The 21006-nt window shown below is 39.4% G+C and carries 26 protein-coding genes; 17 read left to right on the top strand and 9 right to left on the bottom strand.

The window, feature by feature from the left end:
* The first annotated feature begins 207 nt into the window (after positions 1-207).
* Positions 208-507: a hypothetical protein gene (locus GARC_RS02160; protein ID WP_007616207.1), complete on the top strand. Its 300-nt coding sequence runs from the start codon at positions 208-210 to the stop codon at positions 505-507.
* A gap of 13 nt (positions 508-520) precedes the next feature.
* Complete coding sequence (locus GARC_RS02155; RefSeq protein WP_007616206.1) at positions 521-880, top strand: HopJ type III effector protein; 360 nt, start codon at positions 521-523, stop codon at positions 878-880.
* A 136-nt stretch (positions 881-1016) separates the two neighbouring features.
* Here GARC_RS02155 and GARC_RS02150 read toward each other — a convergent pair whose 3' ends face one another.
* Together GARC_RS02150 and lspA are read right to left on the bottom strand one after the other, a co-directional pair.
* Positions 1017-1196, bottom strand: a complete 180-nt coding sequence (locus tag GARC_RS02150; RefSeq protein ID WP_007616205.1) for a hypothetical protein — start codon at positions 1194-1196, stop codon at positions 1017-1019.
* Positions 1197-1200: 4 nt separating this feature from the next.
* The gene (gene lspA / locus GARC_RS02145) at positions 1201-1698 is read right to left on the bottom strand and encodes a signal peptidase II (protein WP_007616204.1); all 498 of its coding nucleotides are present in this window, start codon (positions 1696-1698) and stop codon (positions 1201-1203) included.
* Positions 1699-1860: 162 nt separating this feature from the next.
* Here lspA and GARC_RS25775 point away from each other — a divergent pair, with 162 nt between their 5' ends.
* The 6 genes from GARC_RS25775 to GARC_RS02115 all read left to right on the top strand — a co-directional run bounded on the left by GARC_RS25775 (position 1861) and on the right by GARC_RS02115 (position 5483).
* Positions 1861-2301, top strand: coding sequence for a response regulator transcription factor (locus GARC_RS25775; RefSeq protein WP_007616202.1), 441 nt, complete (start codon positions 1861-1863; stop codon positions 2299-2301).
* A 142-nt stretch (positions 2302-2443) separates the two neighbouring features.
* A complete protein-coding gene (locus tag GARC_RS02135; RefSeq protein ID WP_007616200.1) occupies positions 2444-2782 on the top strand; it encodes a P-II family nitrogen regulator in 339 nt (112 codons plus the stop codon).
* Between the two features lie 70 nt (positions 2783-2852).
* Positions 2853-4061: an ammonium transporter gene (locus GARC_RS02130; protein ID WP_007616198.1), complete on the top strand. Its 1209-nt coding sequence runs from the start codon at positions 2853-2855 to the stop codon at positions 4059-4061.
* A gap of 149 nt (positions 4062-4210) precedes the next feature.
* A complete protein-coding gene (locus GARC_RS02125) occupies positions 4211-4729 on the top strand; it encodes a DUF4199 domain-containing protein (RefSeq protein WP_007616196.1) in 519 nt (172 codons plus the stop codon).
* 26 nt (positions 4730-4755) lie between these two features.
* Positions 4756-5091, top strand: coding sequence for a VOC family protein (locus GARC_RS02120; protein WP_007616194.1), 336 nt, complete (start codon positions 4756-4758; stop codon positions 5089-5091).
* Positions 5092-5105: 14 nt separating this feature from the next.
* The gene (locus GARC_RS02115) at positions 5106-5483 is read left to right on the top strand and encodes a hypothetical protein (protein ID WP_039988439.1); all 378 of its coding nucleotides are present in this window, start codon (positions 5106-5108) and stop codon (positions 5481-5483) included.
* 65 nt (positions 5484-5548) lie between these two features.
* Here GARC_RS02115 and GARC_RS26645 read toward each other — a convergent pair whose 3' ends face one another.
* Together GARC_RS26645 and GARC_RS02100 are read right to left on the bottom strand one after the other, a co-directional pair.
* The gene (locus tag GARC_RS26645; RefSeq protein ID WP_226989046.1) at positions 5549-7420 is read right to left on the bottom strand and encodes a sensor domain-containing diguanylate cyclase; all 1872 of its coding nucleotides are present in this window, start codon (positions 7418-7420) and stop codon (positions 5549-5551) included.
* Positions 7421-7512: 92 nt separating this feature from the next.
* Positions 7513-8229, bottom strand: coding sequence for a glycosyltransferase (locus GARC_RS02100; RefSeq protein ID WP_007616185.1), 717 nt, complete (start codon positions 8227-8229; stop codon positions 7513-7515).
* A gap of 186 nt (positions 8230-8415) precedes the next feature.
* Between GARC_RS02100 and GARC_RS26165 the strand changes: the two genes are divergently transcribed.
* Genes GARC_RS26165 through GARC_RS02090 form a run of 3 tightly spaced genes read left to right on the top strand, consistent with a single transcriptional unit; the run spans position 8416 to position 9423 of the window.
* The gene (locus GARC_RS26165) at positions 8416-8574 is read left to right on the top strand and encodes a DUF3012 domain-containing protein (RefSeq protein WP_007616184.1); all 159 of its coding nucleotides are present in this window, start codon (positions 8416-8418) and stop codon (positions 8572-8574) included.
* A gap of 44 nt (positions 8575-8618) precedes the next feature.
* On the top strand, positions 8619-9203 hold the full coding sequence (locus tag GARC_RS02095) for a DUF6151 family protein (protein ID WP_007616183.1): 585 nt from the start codon (positions 8619-8621) through the stop codon (positions 9201-9203).
* Between the two features lies 1 nt (position 9204).
* Positions 9205-9423, top strand: coding sequence for a DUF6500 family protein (locus tag GARC_RS02090; protein ID WP_039988437.1), 219 nt, complete (start codon positions 9205-9207; stop codon positions 9421-9423).
* Between the two features lie 50 nt (positions 9424-9473).
* Here the strand turns inward: GARC_RS02090 and GARC_RS02085 are convergent, their stop codons facing one another.
* Both GARC_RS02085 and GARC_RS02080 read right to left on the bottom strand, forming a co-directional pair.
* On the bottom strand, positions 9474-11264 hold the full coding sequence (locus tag GARC_RS02085; protein ID WP_007616181.1) for a sensor domain-containing diguanylate cyclase: 1791 nt from the start codon (positions 11262-11264) through the stop codon (positions 9474-9476).
* Positions 11265-11486: 222 nt separating this feature from the next.
* A complete protein-coding gene (locus GARC_RS02080) occupies positions 11487-12404 on the bottom strand; it encodes a LysR family transcriptional regulator (protein WP_039988433.1) in 918 nt (305 codons plus the stop codon).
* A gap of 119 nt (positions 12405-12523) precedes the next feature.
* Here GARC_RS02080 and GARC_RS02075 point away from each other — a divergent pair, with 119 nt between their 5' ends.
* The 4 genes from GARC_RS02075 to GARC_RS02060 all read left to right on the top strand — a co-directional run bounded on the left by GARC_RS02075 (position 12524) and on the right by GARC_RS02060 (position 16417).
* Positions 12524-13744: an acyl-CoA dehydrogenase family protein gene (locus GARC_RS02075; RefSeq protein ID WP_007616179.1), complete on the top strand. Its 1221-nt coding sequence runs from the start codon at positions 12524-12526 to the stop codon at positions 13742-13744.
* Entirely contained in the window at positions 13741-14550 is an 810-nt protein-coding gene (locus tag GARC_RS02070; RefSeq protein ID WP_007616178.1) for an SDR family oxidoreductase, read from the top strand. Before GARC_RS02075 ends, GARC_RS02070 begins: the two co-directional genes overlap by 4 nt.
* Before the next feature lie 101 nt (positions 14551-14651).
* A complete protein-coding gene (locus tag GARC_RS02065; RefSeq protein WP_007616177.1) occupies positions 14652-15347 on the top strand; it encodes a histidine phosphatase family protein in 696 nt (231 codons plus the stop codon).
* Between the two features lie 320 nt (positions 15348-15667).
* Positions 15668-16417, top strand: a complete 750-nt coding sequence (locus tag GARC_RS02060) for an SDR family oxidoreductase (protein ID WP_007616176.1) — start codon at positions 15668-15670, stop codon at positions 16415-16417.
* 139 nt (positions 16418-16556) lie between these two features.
* Here the strand turns inward: GARC_RS02060 and GARC_RS02055 are convergent, their stop codons facing one another.
* Positions 16557-16937 (bottom strand): VOC family protein, encoded by a 381-nt coding sequence (locus tag GARC_RS02055; RefSeq protein WP_007616175.1) that lies wholly within the window; start codon positions 16935-16937, stop codon positions 16557-16559.
* 285 nt (positions 16938-17222) lie between these two features.
* On the opposite strand from GARC_RS02055, the gene GARC_RS02050 reads away from it, so the two are divergent.
* Complete coding sequence (locus tag GARC_RS02050; protein WP_161603924.1) at positions 17223-17978, top strand: CPBP family intramembrane glutamic endopeptidase; 756 nt, start codon at positions 17223-17225, stop codon at positions 17976-17978.
* A 41-nt stretch (positions 17979-18019) separates the two neighbouring features.
* On the opposite strand, the gene GARC_RS02045 is transcribed toward GARC_RS02050, so the two are convergent.
* On the bottom strand, positions 18020-19027 hold the full coding sequence (locus GARC_RS02045) for an alpha/beta fold hydrolase (RefSeq protein WP_007616173.1): 1008 nt from the start codon (positions 19025-19027) through the stop codon (positions 18020-18022).
* Positions 19024-19458, bottom strand: a complete 435-nt coding sequence (locus tag GARC_RS02040) for a hypothetical protein (protein ID WP_007616172.1) — start codon at positions 19456-19458, stop codon at positions 19024-19026. Before GARC_RS02040 ends, GARC_RS02045 begins: the two co-directional genes overlap by 4 nt.
* A 515-nt stretch (positions 19459-19973) precedes the next feature.
* Here GARC_RS02040 and GARC_RS02035 point away from each other — a divergent pair.
* Positions 19974-20864 carry an alpha/beta hydrolase gene (locus GARC_RS02035; RefSeq protein ID WP_007616171.1) on the top strand — a complete coding sequence of 297 codons (891 nt, stop codon included), beginning with the start codon at positions 19974-19976 and terminating at the stop codon, positions 20862-20864.
* Positions 20865-21006: the final 142 nt, after the last annotated feature.

Raw genomic sequence — 21006 nt, 5'->3', positions numbered from 1 at the left:
GCAATATTAGAGGTACTGGATGGTATGGTTTATCTCGATATCAGGTTAGTTAAAAAGATATTTTAAAATGCAGAAGGCAAAGGCGTTTAAAGAAAACACAAAAGTTTAGCCGACTTGTATGAGTTCATGTAATCCTAGTTTAGTATTAGCCATTTATGCTATTAAAAAATAGGAGTTTCGCCCATCAATATCAAGGTAACTTTTCGCTTGTTGAATTTAGATAAATTCCAAGCAATCACCCTAACCAGAGAAGTGTCTGAGGCGACATACGAGCAGCATCCAGAAAATGCCTGTTTTGTTGGTTCTGTCTGTTTGAATGAAAATCTAGATAATTTAGACGACCTAAATATTTTTTGTGTACGCCAGCAAATACCGCTAACAGAATGCGATATTCATATTTCTGTTGCATCAACAACTGGCCCAAAGACAATCTCAACGCCAATGTTTGTCAATAAAGTCCTCAAACATATTGACTGTCAACTCACCTTTTCTTTTCAACTTATATAACAACGGACACCTTATGACTATAAACGAATTACTCACACAGTTGCGCAAAGCCCCAGACAGTATTGAATTTACAGAGGTTATGCTGGTGATCAGTCAATTTTACACTTACACAGCAACGGATTTCAGCAATGGAACATTGTTGAACATAGCAGGCACTAATGAAGGTTCCTGCAAGATTTTTTACTTTGCTCAATTACATCAGTTAAGTGAATCCGAAACACTGAGTTTATTTGGGACTTATTATCGTAAAGACGTATTGGAAAACACTAGCGGTACAGATCACGGCAACATCCGCAACTTCATGATTACAGGCTGGGCAGGGATAAAATTTGCAGATTCGCCATTAACGAACATTATTAAACAAACACTATAGAATTGTCTCGCGCTGACCCACAAGACTAAGCCGCTATCAGATTAAAGCACTTCCCCAAAATAATTGACCACAACTTCATCCGCCAACATACTCAGGTTTAGCAAGGTTAACCTTCACTCGATATATAAAGTGAAGGTTATTTACGCTTTTCGTCCATCCAAACACTTAATAGATGGGCAATGCGTTTACTGTCATTTTCTGCATAGGTAAGTAATAAGTTAGCCATGCCTTTTTTGGCTTTTACTTTTGGCTGCTGGCGAGCAAACAACTTGCTTAATGGTGATTGATAAACACTTGGTTTAACACCGTTAGCCATCAGTTCATATGTCCTTGGGGTCAGTCTTTTTATCCTTAGCAAACAACAATAAAAACACTCCCAGCATAATGGCCATGTCAGCAACGTTAAATATGCCTGTTCTTAAAGATCCAATACCCAGATTTAAAAAGTCGATCACGGCGCCATTGTTGATCGCCCTGTCGTAAAAATTACTGATGCCACCTGAAAAAATTAGAATTAAAGAACTTAATCCGTATGCTGTATGTGTCTTTGTTTTTAGGACATAGATGAATAGAGCAGAGAGAATAAATCCTACCGCACACACAAATATCCAAAACTTTGCTGAGTCAGACATACCGCTACCTAAACCTAAAAATGCGCCGGTATTTTCGGTGTAGCCAATACGTAACATATCGTTCCAGTAACTGGTCATTTCAAACTTGGGTAAGTACTCAGAAGCATACCATTTGGTACCTTGATCAATTCCGATACTGATTAAACAAATAACTAATATCATTTGAATGCGTTTTAGTATGCTCATCTATTTTTATTTACCCTTTATCATGTGACTTTATTATCATTGCGATTATTTCACGTACCTTAGTGACAGTCTATCTCGAGCAAACATTTCATTATCGCAAAGCATTGGTTTACCCTAGATTGATAGTCTGAGAAAATATCTTCGGTCAAGAAAAGTCGAAACATGAAAAAACACTTACAAAAATTGCAGCATCAACTAAAAACGATTCCGTTAGTGATCCGCTATGGGCTGCTGTTGGCTTTAGCGCTGGTTTGTATAAAAACATTGGAATACCAAGTATTTTCATTTCGTTTGAATCAACAGCTGTACATTGGAATTATTGCTAGTTTTTTCTTATTTTTAGGTGTGGGGGCGGCATATTTGTGGTTTCGCTTTAGGGATAATCCTGTGGTTGAAAAAATGATGCCAATATTGACCATTAAAGAGCTCAATCTGTTACGAGGTTTGGCGCAAGGTTTAACCAATCAACAATTAGCCGATGCGAGCTTCCTGTCAGTCAATACTATAAAAACCCACCTAAAATCAGTCTATCGTAAACTGTTGGTGAAAAATCGTAGCGAAGCGGTTGCCAAAGCGAAAGACTTAAATCTATTAGAATTGTAACCCCTTCGACATAACACCTAAATGTTAAGTTGGTGTTAACCAAATATACTTAATTATCATATTTAGTTCTAAAGACGGCTCTCACCTGCTCCACTTGCTTCTGTAATATATGCAAACTCACTACAGTCTGGAGCATGTGAAATTGAAAAAGATAGAAGCCATAATTAAACCTTTTAAACTTGAAGATGTGCGAGAAGCACTTACTGAGGCCGGTATTTCAGGATTAACCGTAACTGAAGTAAAAGGTTATGGACGTCAAAAAGGTCATACTGAAACCTATCGTGGTGCTGAATACAAAGTAGACTTTTTACCCAAAATTAAGCTTGAAATTGTACTAACTAATGATCAAGTTGAACGTTGTATCGAAGTCATCACCTCCAAAGCCAATACCGGTAAAATTGGGGATGGCAAAATTTTTGTGTTTGAAGTTGAACGCGCCATACGTATCCGCACATCTGAAGAAGGTGATGACGCGGTATAGAAAATACAGCCAGTCTTTTTGCCCATAGACTGCCTGAGCATATTATTCTAATTATAAACTGAGAGCCCACATGCAAGATATTAACAGCGCCGTTGAAACACTGGTGCATAGTTCCAATACTTACTTTTTACTCATAGGTGCGATCATGGTGTTTGCCATGCACGCAGGGTTTGCCTTTTTAGAAGTCGGCACCGTCAGGCACAAAAACCAAGTGAATGCTTTGGTGAAAATCATTACTGACTTTGCAGTTTCTTGTATTGCCTACTTTTTTATTGGATATTGGATAGCCTACGACGTCACATTCTTTAGTAATGCTAAGGAGCTTGCGGCTAACAGTGGATATGACTTAGTTAAATTTTTCTTTCTGATGACCTTCGCCGCGGCTATTCCTGCGATCATTTCAGGCGGCATTGCTGAAAGAGCCAAGTTTTATCCATTTTTAATTGCCTCGGCCCTAATTGTTGCAGTGGTATACCCATTTTTTGAAGGAATGATTTGGAACGGTAACTACGGTTTCCAAGCTTGGTTACAACAAACCACAGGAGCTAGTTTTCACGATTTTGCGGGTTCAGTTGTGGTACACGGAATGGGCGGTTGGTTAGCCTTAGTGGGCGTATATTTTTTGGGTTTACGTAAAGGTCGTTTAAAAGACAACAGACTGATTGCTTTTGCTCCGTCGAATATTCCATTTTTAGCTCTTGGCACATGGGTATTATGTACTGGATGGTTTGGGTTTAATGTGATGTCAGCACAAAGCATGGACGGCATCAGTGGTTTAGTCGCAATGAATTCTTTGATGGCTATGGTTGGCGGTATTTTGGCGGCCTTGTGGTTCGGTAAAAAAGACCCTGGTTTTATTCATAACGGCCCCTTAGCAGGTTTAGTTGCAGTATGTGCAGGTTCCGATGTCATGCATCCAATAGGTTCATTATTTGTAGGACTAATTGCGGGCTGGATTTTTGTGAAACTATTTACCATCATGCAACAAACTAAAAAAATTGATGACGTATTAGGGGTATGGCCGTTGCATGGTGTCTGCGGTGCTTGGGGTGGCATTGCTGCTGGCATATTTGGCCTTGAGTCATTAGGAGGACTAGGTGGTGTTTCTTTCACTGCACAAGTTATAGGCACAGTTGCAGGAATAATTGTTGCTCTAGTGGGTGGCTTAGCTGTTTATGGGCTTATGAATAAAATCACAACCATAAGGCTTACTGAAGAAGAAGAATTTAAAGGAGCCGATTTGAGCATTCACAGTATTGGTTCGATTAATCACGACTAATATTTAAAGGGACTTCAAGGATGAAGTCTCGCCACCACTAATGAGTGCCCACAACAGTATTCTCACCCATTTTTCACCCCATAAAAACTTTATTTTCCACATAAATAACATACAGTTAGATTTCTAAAAACAGTGTAGGCAGCAGCAAAATGTATTCAATTATTCGCTTTGGCTTAATATATGGCTTGGCGCTAGGTATCGGTTTTTACGTATCCCATTTAGTCTTAGGTACAAATGCTGACAATTTCACTAAAGGCGAAATTGTTGGTTACAGCGTGATGATCATAAGTTCGTTAGCTGTAGTAATGGGAATAAAAGAATACAAACAAAAACGAGCTCCCGCCCCTTTAGGTTTTATGGGTGCATTAGGAGTTGGCTTAGGTATCAGCCTCATCGCTGCAAATATGTTTGCATTATATAACTGGCTTTATTTAGAATTTATCAACCCAACATTTACTGCCACTTACATACAATATTCCGAGCAGCAAATTCTCTCAAGTGGCCTAGAGCCAATCGTGATAGAGCAACAGCTAGAAGAATTAGCCCATTACGCTGATTTGATGAGTAATAACTTTACTCAGTCAATGTTAATGTTTGCTACAGTATTTATTATTGGTTTGCTGTTTTCACTAGTCAGCGCTTTAGCTCTGCGTACACCTCGAAAATAACCACTTCATTAAAATAGGGGAGCAACATGGAATTAGGTCAATTTTCGGTCAGTCTTACCGTCAAAGATATTGCTAAATCAAAAGCATTTTATGAAACTCTAGGGTTTAATGCCCACCCAGAATGCGGCTCAATCGCAGATAAATGGCTTATCCTACAAAAAGACACCACAGTTATTGGTTTATTTGAGGGTATGTTCGAGTCCAACATCCTAACCTTTAACCCAACTGATGTCAGAGCTATAGAGAAACACTTGCAAGATAATGGCATTGCCATTGATTCCCCTACTAAAGGTGATGCAGGCCCGACCCATTGTGTATTGAAAGATCCTGATGGTAACTCTATTATGTTTGACCAGTTTTAAAGGTCGCTGTTTTTATGTCTAATGAATTTGTCTGTTGGAAATGTGGTGAGGATCTAATCAATGTTATCTTGCCAATGTCACGCCGTGAAGAGTGTGACAAATGCAAAGCTGATCAGCATGTTTGTGAAATGTGCTTGTACTTTGTCAGAGGTCGCTGTGACGAAGAAAGAGCTGAGCATATAAGCGATACTGAACGGGCAAATTTTTGCGATTATTTCAAGCCAAACAACAAGGTAGTCAAAGCTGGCGACAAACAAAAAGCCGATAACGCCAAGGCTGAATTAGCGGCTCTTTTTGGTGATCAACTCCCCGAAAAAAGTCTAGTTGATGAGTCTTTATCCCCGGCTGAACTGGCTGATAAGAAATTACGAGAGATGTTGAACGGTTTTTAATTTACCTGAAATTCGTATGTGAGTTCAGCAATTGTTACCCGTAATTTGAATAATCTGGCTCCAGCTTAACTACAGATTTGATTCCTACCATTCTGTTTACCTTGGTACAAGGCGTCATCTGCCCGTTTAAATAAGGTATCAAAGGTATCATCTTGGTTTACCAAAGCTACCCCGCCCGTCACCGACACCTCTACACCTATGGGTTGACCAATAGGTTTGGCACAAATTGCATTTTTAAGTTTATTGGAGATAGCTAATGCTCCTTGCAAATCAGTGTTGGGTAACAGCACAAGAAACTCTTCGCCTCCCCAACGGGCTAATTTATCTTGTTCGCGAATTCCGGCTTTAATTAAGTCGGCACCCGTCAGTAACACAATGTCGCCCACATCGTGCCCATAAGTATCATTAATGTCTTTAAAATGATCGAAATCAATCAGTACGATACAAAATAATTCTTGGGAACGACGATAACGCTCAAATGCTGCTTGAATAAACTGTTGTAAACCATGTCGATTGAAAACATTGGTTAGCGGATCGTTATTAGCCAAAGCTTTTAGTTCAATATTGGCTAATTTGAGCTGCCGGGTACGTTGTTCAACTTTTGTTTCTAGTAGCTCACCCAAAAGCTCTAAATCTGCGTTACGCTCTTTAAGCTTGTCAGTCAGTATATCGTTATTACTAATTAAATGATTAAATCGAGTATTTGTCACAAAACTCTGACTCATGATAAAACCAACAATACCCAAACTAAAAAATCTACCAGTAGTAATCACACCACTCACATTTAAAATATCGTTCACAGCAAAAGCAAAAGCGATTACCGAGCCAATCAACATGACTCCAGCGCCCTTTTGGCCATTTTTCATTGCTACCCACATTCTTTGCAAGATATAGAACATCACGATCACTGCAATAACTTCGAACATAACCAGTGAGATGCCGAAATAACGTGTAGGGAAAAATAAAACAAAGGCCGAAAAAATGACACAAAGTATATAAACAAAAGAACAATATTTGCGGTGAAACTCTTGATAATAACTTAAATGAAAGAAATACAAGGCAGTGGGAATACCAGCATAAAAACTAAAGAAATTTAATTTTGTGATCAATACAAAGCCGCCAGATAGGGCTGATAATGCAAAGGTCATATGTTCAATCGTAAATTCTCGAAGAAACAAAAGTAGGCATAAACAGGCAAATACCAGTGGAATATTATCTGTAGGCCGCAAGAAAAATTGGATTAATGAATGGATGGCAGTAATGAGTAGCGCCCCCATAATAAACAGGCTTAATGCTACTTTATCTCGTTGCAGGGTATGCAGAGAATCAGCATCTCCTAATACTATAGGTTCCCATAACCCGCCCCAACTCGAATGATAATTTGAGACTTGGATCGTAATAGAAAATGCTTTTAAGCCATCAGGTATTCTAACAATAGCAGTATTATATCCCGGCTTTCCCGCTGATAAATAGTCTGTCACTAAACCACCTGACGCCATAAGCTCAGTATCTATATATAGCCTGTAAGCACTTTCAATTTGAGGAATGCGGATCGCCAAATTGCTTGCTGCTTGTTGCAAAGCGACATCCAGATGATAGGTAGCAAAACCAATAGCGTCATAATTTAAATCGTGTTTGCCTGATTGCCAGCCGCCACTACCTTTTATTAAAGTCGACTTTTTTGTAGTGCCACTAATTTGCTCTGGTTCAAGTAGTTGCTGCCAAAAGAAAGACCAGTCTCCATCTAAAGCGAGTCCTTTTCCTTGAGAGAAATCTGACGTTTGAATTGTAACTTGGCCATCAAAGGCCTGTTTGGTAGCTGGTTGCAAAGCTATGCCAAAATGATAAATAAGTGGCAGAAATAACAACATTGTCACAAAAAACAAAGCTATTGATAACGCCTTTGACCAGATAGCCATATGAAATTTTCTTAACACAGCCATATTTTCCTTAACTTAAGCTGAAGGGAAGGTTTAGCAACAAGTTGTTGCTTGTGCATAATACTAGCAATTTCGACTTCTAAATGTCCTTAATATTCGGGTTGTTTTTTATACTTAGTATTTAATTCAATACCTTTTTCATATCGCGCATTCATTTTTTTATCGGAACCATTAAAGTAATAACGCCACTTCATATATTGGTTCTCAAGTGCCTGGCGATAAATCCCATTAGTTTCAAATCGAACCGCTGAAGTTTGGCTAATGTAAGGCAACCGAATGGGTTTGGCTTTTCCATTAAGTTTTAAACAAATATCCGTATCTTCGAAAATATCGATATCTGGAAAAAGCCCTACATCAAATAATAATTGTTTTTGAGCAAATAGGCAGTGATCCAAATAATACACTCCACGTTTATCACCGCGAATTCGGTTTGAATACCAAGAAGTGAAGTTTAACAATGGATGCTGAATATCAAACTGATGAGTAAAAGCTCCCCAACGGATCTCTGAGCTATGATTTGCTAAAGCATTAATACCATCAATATCCAGCAAACTGCGTGGGTGATGAAGCAGCACCATGTCGAATTTGGCTTGTTTGATACCGGCATTTAAGCGCCCCGCTCTCGAGCCAATATTAGTGGCTATTAGCCTGGCATTAGACTGATTTATCAACGAAACTGTATCGTCTGTACTGCCGCCATCCACACAAATGATCTCGATATCTGCTAAGTCACTATAGGCAGCAAGGATCTTGCTCAGATAACCAGTTTTAATTTCATTTAACGTAGGTACAACAATACTAAGCAAGGTAATAGGCTCTTTTTGATTTTCACTAGGCTAACTTAAAGTAAACTGTCAGTGAATATAATATTATTAATATATAAATGTCAGGGTAGTGTGCTGGCATATGTACTCTATACACATTTTCTTTTATGCTAAAGTTTAAGGTTCATTCGATGTACTAACTTTGTTTATATTTAAGGAATAACGTTTATGAAAAAATTAATAGGTGTTTTTGCTGTCGCTTTATTTTTAAGTGGTTGTGCGCCAGAAATCGGTAGCGAAGAGTGGTGCGCTGATATGAAAGAAAAGCCTAAAGCAGATTGGACCGCATCAGAAGGTACAGATTTTGCCAAACATTGCATTTTTTAGGTTAAAAAAACTGCGGTAACAAACTTTATTTAAGAGTCGTTAAAATGCCTGAAATAAGCCTGAGTTGCGCTTGCGGAAAAATAATCGGCTTTACCAAAAATGTTAACGCACAATCTGGCAACCGGATTGTGTGTTGTTGTATTGACTGCCAAAAATTTGCCATATTTTTACAGCAAGAAAATCAAGTACTAGATCAATATAATGGCACCGACATTTTTCAAATGCCCATATCCTATGTAAAAATCACTGAGGGCAATGAACATATAGCTTGTGTAAAATTTTCTCAAAAAGGTTTACATCGCTGGTATGCAAAGTGTTGCAACACACCTATTGGCAATACCCTTGGTCACAAAGCTCCTTTTATTGGAGTGATCCACAATTTTATGAATAACCAAGCCACGCGAGATAGCGATTTAGGTGCTTCTTTGGGTATTGCCCACTGGCAATCGGCCAAGATATCAGTACCTGAAGAACATAAAATGTCATTATTTAAAATATCGATGCGTGTTCTGGGTAAATTAATCATGTGGAAAATTAGAGGCCTAGAGCAGCCATCTGTCTTTTTCAATCCAGATGGTAGTACTGTGTCTAAACCTGAAGTGCTAAAAAATAAAAAAAGAGAGGGGTGAGTTGCAAGACAAGTTAAGAGTAAAAATTATTGATGTGTGCGATAAGAAGATAGCCGCCAAAGGATCCTCAGTGGGCCTATCATTCTACGCATTTTTTGCTAATAAAAACGACGACCCTACATTATTAATGGAAGTGGCCACTTGGTGGATTAAAACCCATCAACTAGATCATTTCGAAAAAGCACTGAAAATAAAAAGCATGGTGTTAAACAATCTGTAAATGTCACAATTAACTGACTTTTAGAAATTATTACAACAAGTTGAATTAATTTAAGAAGATACTTCAGCTGTAACCACTTGATTTTTACCTAGCGATTTTGCTTGATAAAGTGCGTCATCTGCCAACTTTAATAACTGGGTAGTATTCTCGACTTGGTTATAAATCAATTCCGCTATGCCAAAACTTGCAGTCAGTACAATTGTACCTTCATCAGCATGCAATTCTATCTGACTCAATCCATCACATATTCTTTGGCTGATTTCTTCGGCACCTTTGATATCAGTATTGGTTAAAACAATAACCATTTCCTCACCGCCATACCTGGCGACAAAGTCATCTTTACGCAAATTAGATTGCCGTAAGAATTCAGCCACGGTTTTTAAACATTCATCCCCAACTTGATGTCCATAACTGTCATTAATTTTCTTAAAGTTGTCTATATCCAACATCACTAAAGCCAATTTTTCTGCTTTTTGAACAGCCTGATAAAATTTTAAATCTAAATGACTATCAAACGTTTGGCGATTATACAAACCAGTAAGATGATCGGTTTCAGATAACTCTTTTATCTGATCATGCTGAATTTTCAAATAGTCCGCTTTGTCCTCAAGTTCGAGGTTACGAATAGATAACTCTTTAGTTTTTTCAGCCACTTCATGTTGCAAGTTGTTGGTTAAGTGTTCTGCAGTATCCAGAGCTGATACAAACCTTAAAGAATGGAACTGGGTTTGCGCAAACAAAAACAAGAACAAAGTATATTCTGCGATAAAAAGGTTATAGGAACTAGATTGAGCAGCAATAACGTCATTCACGACCCCTAAAAACAGAAAAAGCCCACTGATTATCATTGTTCTAGAACGATAAGATTTAACTATCATCGAATTAATGATTAACCATAAAGCGTAAAGCGTAAATATCACTAAAATCACTTGGTAATAAAGTAAATGTTCAAGGACCTGTTTAAGAGGTGCCAAGACGGTGTACATGATAACTATTGGGACAATTATATAGCCAATTTTAACAACTTGACTGGATCGTTTAGTGGGAAATAAACATGAGAAAAAATGCACTGCTGCAACAGGGGGCCATACAATTGTAATATATTCCAGTTTCAACAAAAAACCATACATAGCAGGGTTCCCGAAGAAGTAATAAACATATTCAGCAGATGCGGTTGCTCTTAATAACGTAGAGAACGCAAGTATTCCCAACAAGAGTAATACACGCTCTTTGGGTCGAAATATATAAAACAAAATATTTTGAAAGACCACAAGTAAACCAATGGCAATGAGTACCGAGCGACTGGCCAAATCAGAAAGTAGAAATTTATTGGCCGACTCAAATTCCTGTACATCGAATTCACCATACATACCGCCACGTTTGTATAAGTGCGCCGAAAGGTAAACCACTAAAGTGCCTGAATGTACGTTTTGAGGTAATTGTAATATATGCGTTTTAAAACTAACTTCTTGTGCTTTATAATTTTTGGCAATCTTACCCGATTCGCCTAAAAACTGGGATTGCCCTGACTCATCTATCCACCAGGCCTGCCAAGCATCATTGACGTTACGCATGCGTATTACTGGCTTTTGAAAAGCATCACTCAAATTATTCAATTTGAGTGTATAAGTACCAAATCTATGGGTATTTAGTGTCTTTTCATCAACTATGGAACTAACAAAATTAGGTAATAATACAACTTTAAAATTAGCTTTGGACGCGGCAATGTCAGCCAATGGCGTCCACTCCCCCCAACTTAACGCCCATTGCCCAGCAAGACTCGTTTTACCATCAATTAGTTCTTTTTGGACATCAATAGTAGGAATGGTCTGAGACGACAAGAGTGAAGTACTATAAGTGCAAATAAAAAAAACGAATACTAATAATTTATTTAACGCCAACATACCCCCCTTTTTTTTATTTCAGACAGAAAATAATTCACTTGTTAGCTGAAACACATAAGACCAGTTCATTATGATACTACTAAAGTGACTAGATCTGGAAACAATAGATTAATACTTAAAATATGCATAATTACCAACTCAATTCAATGCAACTAGCAGTTAAAACAGTGACACCAACATTTGTCTAAACCAGCTTAATGCTTCGTCATCTTCAGTATTTTTGTGCCAGTATAAGTGTGTCTCAATATTAGTTAGATGAACAGGCATAGCAGCTTGTGACAAACCATCAGCTTGCCCTACACTACCCATTAACTCCTGACCCAATAGATAAGGTACAGTTAATAGTAAATCAGACTCCACCAACATGGTTTTTGCAGCATAATAATTTTGGCACCTGAAACTAATTTGTCGTGACAGGCCTTGTTGTTGAAATAAAATATCCTCAGCTGCAGCGCCACTTGGACGGTTTGATACTCCAATATGTTTAGCTACAAAGTATGTTTGTAGAGTCAAGTTATTCTCAATGGGATGCCCTTTACGCATTAATACACAAAACTCATCATCGAAAAGCTTTGAGTGCAATACAGGTGGCTTAATAGGCAGAGCCACATCAAACGCCATATCAACACGGCCTGCACCTAATTCTCGGGTTAGGTTTTCTCTATCTACTTTGACACTGGCAAAAGTGGTATTAGGTGCAAATTCAGCGAGCTTTTTAGCCAGCTTTGGCAAGATAAAAGGCTCAAATGCATAGTGAATACCCAAACGAAAATGATGTTGGCTGGTAAGCGCTTGAAACTCCCCCCAATGCTGTAATATTTGCCTTAAACGGGTGAGATTATCAATAATCTGCGGTGCCATACGCTGACAAGCGGGAGTGGGCAACATACGATTATTGCTACGCTGAAATAAAGGATCGCCTAAATAGTCGCGCAATCGTTTTAAGGCGTGACTTACTGCTGAAGGCGTAATATGCAAAGCCTCTGCTGTGCGCGACATATTCTGCTCTTGATAAATACTTTCAAAGATTTTGAGCAAATTAAGGTCAAGTTGTTGGATCCTAGTTACGTCTGTCATCAAATCACCATCATGAATGAAATTCATAGTAACCATAAAGTATTTTTCATTTCATTCAATTAAAAAAAGAGACTATTCTTAGCTTAATTTCTGCTTATGCAACTTTGGGAGTTACTATTATGGATTTTAACCACAGCCAAAAAACACTAGGTTATATCGAACGTGTAAAAGCCTTTATGGATGAACATATTTATCCAGTTGAAGAACAAATTTATGCTGAAACTCATAAATTAAACCCCGGTGGTGATTGGAAAAATTGGCAAGTCCATCCATTAATAGAGCCCCTTAAGAAAAAAGCCCAAGACGCTGGGTTATGGAATCTATTTTTACCTGACACTAAATTAGGCAAAGGTTTAACTACATTAGAATATGCGCCGCTAGCCGAACAAATGGGCAGAGTGTTATTTGCCTCTGAAATATTTAACTGTAACGCACCTGACACCGGCAATATGGAAGTGCTTTATCACTTTGGAAACGAATTCCAACAAAAAAAATGGCTTAAACCACTATTAGCCGGTGAAATACGTTCAGTGTTTGGTATGACCGAGCCCGATGTTGCTTCGTCAGATGCCACCAATATGCAAGCAACCGTTGAATTAGACGGCAATGAGTTAGTGCTTAACGGCAAAAAATGGTGGTCTACAGGTTTAGGCCACCCCAACGCCAAAATCACTATTTTTATGGCCCTATCGAATCCAGAAAATGACAAACACAGCCAGCACAGCATGGTAGTGGTGCCACTAGATACTCCGGGCATTGAAATTAAACGTATGTTACAAGCATTCGGGGATTATGACGCTCCTTCTGGTCATGGCGAAATGCATCTTACTAATGTGCGCGTCCCTAAAGAAAACTTGTTAGTTGGCATGGGTAAAGGCTTTGCCATTGCCCAAGGTCGCCTTGGCCCAGGCCGAATTCATCATTGTATGCGTTCAATCGGCTGTGCTGAAAAAGCTTTAGAACTTGCTATGCAGCGCGGCATGTCACGTAGCGCATTTGGTAAACCTCTGATGATGTTAGGTGGCAACCGAGAACGTGTTGCCGAAGCTCGTATAGCTATTGAACAAGCCCGTTTATTAACCTTACAAGCCGCTTGGAAAATTGACAATCTGGGTGTTAAAAATGCCATGGTAGATATTTCTGCGATTAAAGTAGCTGTGCCCAAAATGCTTGAAGAAGTGGTTGATATGGCGATCCAAATTCATGGTGGTGCAGGTATGTGTGACGACTTCCCACTCGCCCGTTTTGCTGCTGGTGCTAGAGCCTTACGTTTGGCTGATGGACCTGATGAAGTACATAAAGGCATGGTTGCCCGTTTAGAGTTGAAAAAATACCAATGAACAAGAATGTATTAATAACCGGAGGCGCTTCAGGTTTAGGTGAAGCGCTGGCACTACATTATGCTAAACAAAACTTTGAAGTGTGTATAGCCGACTTAAATTCAGAGCGCGCACATAAAGTGGTTGATAGCATCACTAAGTCAGGTGGCAAAGCCTTCTTTTTGCCTTGTGATATCACCAACGAAGCTGATATTGAAACACTGCAACAACAGCTTCAATCTCGTTGGAGCACACTCGATGTGCTAGTCAACAATGCAGGGGTTGCCACTGGCGGCGCCTTGGAATTTGAAGACATTGAGCAGTGGGAGTGGGTATTAAATATCAATGTATTAGGCATGGTACGAATGTGCCGCACCTTTGTACCTATGATGAAACAGCAAAGTGCTGGAAAAATCGTGAATATTGCATCACAAGCGGGGATCACACCCGCTCCTCTTATGGGCAGCTACAATGCCAGTAAAGCTGCTGTGGTCAGCTTTTCAGAAACCATGCACCTTGAGCTCGCTGACGATAATATTCATGTCAGTGTTGCTTGTCCGGGGTTCTTTTCCACAAACCTAGACGAATCAATGCGCAGTAAGCAGCCTGGCGTGGCAAAACTTGTGAGTAAAATGCTGCATAATTCATCCGACATCACCGCTGCTCAAGTAGCCGAAGCAATCTACCAAGACAGTGAAAATCTCAAGTTTATGACCATCACCCATAAAGACGGACGCACCGCCTTTCGCATGAAACGCTGGTTAGCGCCGATGCGTTATTTAGCTATGATGAAAAAACAACTAAAAAACTTTAAGCCTAGAGCTTAATACCTTGAGTAGCACCAATAACCCAACCTTTAAACATATTTGGTTTTTTGTGCATTATTTGCTTTGGCAATGCCGTAAAGCCATAAAAGGCAAACACTAAAATGACCGCTATTTATTTAATTAGACATGGCCAAGCATCTTTTGGCAAAGCCGAATATGATTGTTTATCTGAACTTGGCGAACAACAAGCCGTGCATATAGGCGATAGTTTTAGAGCCAGAATCGGAAACTTTGACAAAGTAGTACGAGGTAGCATGCAGCGACATCAGCAAACTACAAACGGCTGCTTATCTGCCATGGGACAAACAGATATAGAACCTACAATAGATGCCGCATGGAACGAATACGATCATCAAGATATCCTCGCTCAATTTAACTCTGAACTTGCCACTGCACAAGGCGTAAAAACCTATATGAGTAAACAAGATAATCCTCATAAATCCTTGGAAAAAGTCATTGCTCAAGCCTTTAGCCGCTGGATCAGCAGCCAACATAATGATGACTATATTGAGTCTTGGCCTGATTATCAGCACAGAATACAGACCGCCTTGGCAAACTTGATTAGTGGCCTTGATGGTGAAAAGCGTGTAGCAGTGTTCAGTTCAGGTGGACCCATAGCATTATTGTCCCAAGCCATATTAGGTGTACCCGCAGAAAATCTAATGAACCTTAACTGGACCTTGGTTAACTGCGGTATCACCAAACTTATCAGCACCCAAAAAGGGATTATTTTATCGTCACTCAACGAACACAGCACATTCGAAGGCAACAACAAACACCTGTTAACTTACAAATAAACGTCAAGAAAAAAATTGAACCACGGGGGAAAAGGAGAACACAGAGAACAGATATAAAAAGTTAAGAAAACCAGGTTTTACTTTCGTTTGTGATGAATAATTTTTTAGCAAATTTAAAGGTAAACACAATAACTTACTGACTTTTAAATAGCCCCAAGAAAAGATTTAAACCATGAAAGAACAAAAGAACACAGAAAATGAAAATGAAAATGAAGAAAACCAGATTTTACTTTCCTCTGTGCCCTCCTTTTCCCTGTGGTGAATAATTTTTTAGCCTTTAAGTAGCTAGTTAATCAAACAATAATAAGAGAATACACAATATGACCAGACAAAATATTTTAATTACTGGTGCTAGTTCAGGCTTGGGTAAAGGCATGGCTATCGAGTTCGCTAAGATGGGTCGTAACTTAGCTTTATGTGCCCGTAGAATGGATAACTTAGAGTCACTTAAACAAGAATTATTGACCATTAACCCCGATATTAAAGTGTTTATTCGTTCATTAGATGTTAACGACCACGACCAAGTGTTTGAAGTAATCAAAGCCTTTGCTGAAGACTTAGGCAGTCTTGACCGCGTCATAGTTAATGCAGGAATGGGCAAAGGGGCTTCACTTGGCACTGGATATTTTAAAGCCAATAAACAGACCGCAGTGACCAACTTTGTTTCAGCGTTAGCTCAGTGTGAAGCCGCTATGGAAATATTTCGTAGCCAAAACGCAGGGCATTTAGTCACTATTTCCTCTGTTAGTGCCGTGCGCGGAGCACGTCGAGCCATGACAGTTTATGCTGCCACTAAAGCGGCGTTAACATCCCTCAGCGAAGGCATTCGTATCGATGTGCGCAACACACCTATAAAAGCCACGACTATTCATCCAGGCTTTATTCGTACTGAAATCAATGCAAAAGTGAAAACAGTCCCCTTTATTGTGGACTTAGAAACAGGTTGCAAAGCCATAGTTAAAGACATCGAAAAAGAAGTGGCCAATAGTTTTGTACCCAAATGGCCTTGGGCTTTATTCAGATACCTCGCCCGTATCGCACCATTGAGTATGTTAGCTAAAATGAGTTAAACAAAACGACAGCTACGAGTAGCGAGCTTATGGCTACGAGCTAAAAACAGAAAAAAGTAGTGAAATAAGGAACAACTAACAGTTGGATATAGAACATGTGGCTGAATAACCCAGCCACAAAATTCTAATTTTAAGGTACTTAACTTACACGTTTCATGGCACAGATTTTATTGCCTGAAGGATCTCGAAGATAAGCTAAATATAACTTCATAGTACCACCATCACGCACACCAGGAGGATCTTCACAAGCTGTACCACCGTTGGCTAAACCAGCTTCATGCCAAGCAAGCCCCTGTTCTTCATTTTCAATAGCAAAACCCAAAGTACTGCCATTGCCGTGACTGGCAGGCTCACCGTCAATGGGCGCACTCAAACCAAAAACACCGGTTTTAGTGAAATAGAAACAACGACCCTTAGGATCAATAGTTCCCTCTTCGTAGCCCAAAGCACCTAAAATAGCATCGTAAAACTTCTTCGATGCTTGTATATCATTAGCACCTAACATCACGTGACTAAACATTTAACTCTCCTAAAATTTAATTGAAATTTAACTTAATAGCAGTGTACCCACTAATTAATAAAAGTAGAATTTTTCATAATTATAAACTGTTGTAAGTTTTGTGAAGTTATATATAAATTGAATTAAAAACAAGGCGCGAAGTTTCAACATTCTTTTTTAAATTCGACAACCAGAAGACTAGATGACTCCCTTGACTTTAACTTTCCAGACTCCTAGGGTTTGAACATTCTATTGACGGAGCTGATCATGATAAAAGCCAACATACTCAACATTGCCAAGGTTTTGTTGTTTTGGATTTTATTTGAAATTTTGATGAATGGCATAGGGACATTGATCCCTAACTCTGTGAATTGGCTATACGGAGCTAGCATAGGCGGCAGTGTCAGCATTGGCTTGCTGGGTGTAACCTTTTTATTCCTAAAATATGACAAGCTAAACTTTGTGGATATGGGGTTGAACTTTAATGCAGGCTCACTGATTCGCTTGATCCTTAGCCTAGTGACAGGAATGACGTTTTTTGGTTGTTTTTATCTTGTATATCTTTGGCTGACGCCTGTGATTATTGTCGACATACATGTTAAATCTGTTATCAATATTATCCTGCTATCTTTGCTATCCTTGCTTATGCTTGCGGCCATGGAGGAAATTGCCTTTAGAGGTTATGCCCTTAAAAAATTGGAAACAATCATTGGCCCAAGAGGCGCTATTTATCTAACCTCACTAGCTTTTGGTCTTTATCATGGATTTGCCTTTGATAGCATCACAGGACCAGCCGTTTGGGGTCTTTTGTATGCAGTCTTAGCCTATTGGTCAAAAGGCCTGGCTGTGCCAATAGGCTTTCATGCAGGTGCCAATTTAATTCAGGCTTTATTCGGAGAAAAATCTAGATATGCTGATGGAATTTGGGCATTTGATCTGGCTGACAAAATCACACCGTTTACTGTCGATCAAATAACACCATTCCTTAAGATATTTTTGTTTGTTTTGGGCGTTTTATTGGTTGAAATCTATCTATATCAAAGAAAAAAGTCTGCCTCCTAAACGGTGATTTAGCTGGATGCAGCTAACAATCACAACGACCTTTAACACTCTGTAGTCTGCTTATTATTTCTCTTGGCAACAAACTCTATTATTTTCCCATTTACTAGCTCCGCTTGATCCACACTAATAAAGTGCCCACTGTTGGAAATGATTTCAGCTTGAACGCAGGGCATGATTTTTATCGCTCGGTCGACACTATCCTGATTATTAAACATATCATTATCACCGGCTAGGAATAACACAGGCATAGTAAGTGCTGACAATTGTTCGTCGTCAAAGGGTTTCATATCCATTAGCAAAGGAGAGGTGGATGCGGTTGTGATAGTTCTGAAAAACTGATCAATATACATTTGCTCAATGCCGTCTACATTGCTCGACAGAGTGGCTAAGTTATTCCGTAACCCTTCACGTTGTGGATTTAATGAAAATAATAAGTTGGACAATATATCAACACTAGGTTCTAACCAAGTAAGTGTTTGAGCCGGACTTAGCAGTATCAATTTGTTAAACCTTTGGGGTCTAGCCAGTGCCAAATTGGTGGCGATCCAACCACCTTGTGAAGCGCCGGCAAGGATAGGTTTTTCCAGTTTAAGGGCGTCAAATATTTCAAAATACCAGGAGATCACCATTTCCAGTGAATCATCGTCATGATCCAGTTTTGATTTTCCCGGTCCCAAAATGTCATCGATGGCGTAAACCCTGTAGTTTTGTGATAACGCCTTAACATTGGGATACCACATGGTGGAGTCCACGTTCATGCCATGCAGTAATATGAGTACTTCACCATCAGCAGGCCCAGATACAATGATATGGGTAGTGCCGTTGGAAGTGGGCAGCTTTAACTCTCGGTAGGGAGTGTCCCATAAAGTGAGTACACGATTATAGAGTTCATATTTGTTAAGGCTTTCAGGCTCGCGGGTTATCAGGTCTTGATATTCTGAACTGTTATCGGGCAGGCCATAGGCCTTGGTAATGTCGTCATTAAAACGCCCTTGCTCGCAGCCTGCTAACAGGCAAACAACAAACAATAATGGAATGCAGTTTTTCAATGTGAATTTTGTTGCTTAGCTTGCTGCCATTGTTCCAACGAAAAAGTGAAACCTTTGTTAATTAGCCATTGCTCGGCATCCTCGGGCTTTTGAGTATACAACTGATGCTCTGTATCGTAGTTAGATACATCTCCAATAATATTTTTCTGCACCTCAAAGCGGCACAAAGTGACTTCGTGTGTTTGGTTGTTGGCAGCACACCAATCATATATAGCCTGAAAGCCTGCAAAAGCTTCTAAGGTTGGCATGATCCACTTACGAATATCAACTACTGCAGCCCATGGTTGATGTTTAATACCATCGACCAGTTCTTGGGTATCTTCTAGTACTTTTTTAACCGTACCTTTTGACCACACACTATTCATTTCTACGCACAATACATTACCAACCAAATGTAATTGATATAGGCGCTGTTTTGAATTTGTGGACACTATATTGAATTCCTAATGGTATCGAACTGGCTCATTAATAACACAACAGAATATTAATAATCCTAACTGGTATTACAGCTTAAAACAATGACACATCACAGCCTATTTTGCTAACGCTTTACTGGATATTTTCTTGTTTATTTGTCCCACACATCCTGCCACCACTGGGTTTCTAATCACAAAATACACAGGTAGTCATATTAACAAATTGGACTTGATATTAAAATTCGGGTTACAAGTTAAAAGAATTTTCCTAAATTTGTGGGTCCATTGACGGAGCAACGCTATATACGTATTCTGATATCAAGCCAGATAAGGGATGAAAGCAGAGTAATCACCACCATTGTCATGAGCACAGGTATAAGTGGAAAAAGAAAAGACTGACAACCTTTAATGAGTCAGCCAAATATTACAATACCTAAAGTATATTTAGATATGGAGGAAATAATATCTATACAACCAACGACCTAGGCACAGCGTGTCCCGATAGTTTTAAATTTAACGGCGTAGATACTTTGCAGTTGCACTGTTATCAGTGGCTTCCTGCAGGTGATACCAAAGCGGTTATCCAAATCGCCCATGGTATGGCAGAACATGCAGCTAGGTATGCACCTTTGGCGGCTTATTTAAATGCCGAGGGTTTTGCCGTGTATGCTAATGATCACCGGGGTCATGGGAGGTCCATAGTATCAGGTCAGCAACTTGGTCATATGGCTGATGAAGATAGCTGGAATAAAGCCGTTGATGATCTTGATTTATTAAATGCTGAAATTCGCAAGCGACATGCAAACACGCCCATCATCTTGCTTGGCCATTCTATGGGTTCATTTCTGACCCAATCTTACCTTCGAAAATACGGTGATAATATCACTGCTGCAGCTTTATCAGCCAGCAATGGACCGCCTGGTGCATTAGGTAAGATAGCCCAACTAATCATCCGACTGGAAAAATTACGGCTAGGTAAAAAAGGTCACAGTGCGCTTATGGCCGCCATGACCTTTAAAGCGTTCAACAAGGCATTTAAGCCCAATCGCACTGAGTTTGACTGGTTAAGCAGAGATCAAGGTGAAGTGGATAAATATATTGCTGATCCACTCTGTGGTTATGAATGCTCAGTTGCAAGCTGGCAAGGCATGTTAGATGCTTTGACTATCATTGCCTCGGATGAGGCGCTTGAAGAAATGGATAAAACCAAAGCCATTTATGTAATCAGTGGTACAGACGATCCGGTTGGCGAAAATAGTAAAGGCGTGCAACGTCTTCTGGCGGCATACCAAAAACACGGTTTCGAAAAAATCACGCAAAAATTCTATCTAGAAGCGCGTCATGAACTCTTTAACGAAACGAATCGAGATGAAGTCACCAATGACTTCATTGCTTGGATAAAAACCACTTTGTCACTGTAATAATCCAATCTGTCGGCACTGTTCTGAATGGCATTGCCGATGGTTATTATTTAACCTGAATTCGGGATAAGCCATACCGTCCAGCACCGCTATTATTGCGCCTATCTTCGTTGAACTTGCTCTCAATAGCTGGCTATTGCTT

Origin of the sequence: Paraglaciecola arctica BSs20135, assembly GCF_000314995.1 — a bacterium.
Classification (GTDB): Bacteria; Pseudomonadota; Gammaproteobacteria; order Enterobacterales; family Alteromonadaceae; genus Paraglaciecola; species Paraglaciecola arctica.
Note: the sequence above shows the minus strand (reverse complement) of the source record. Positions and strands in the feature narration are given on the sequence as shown.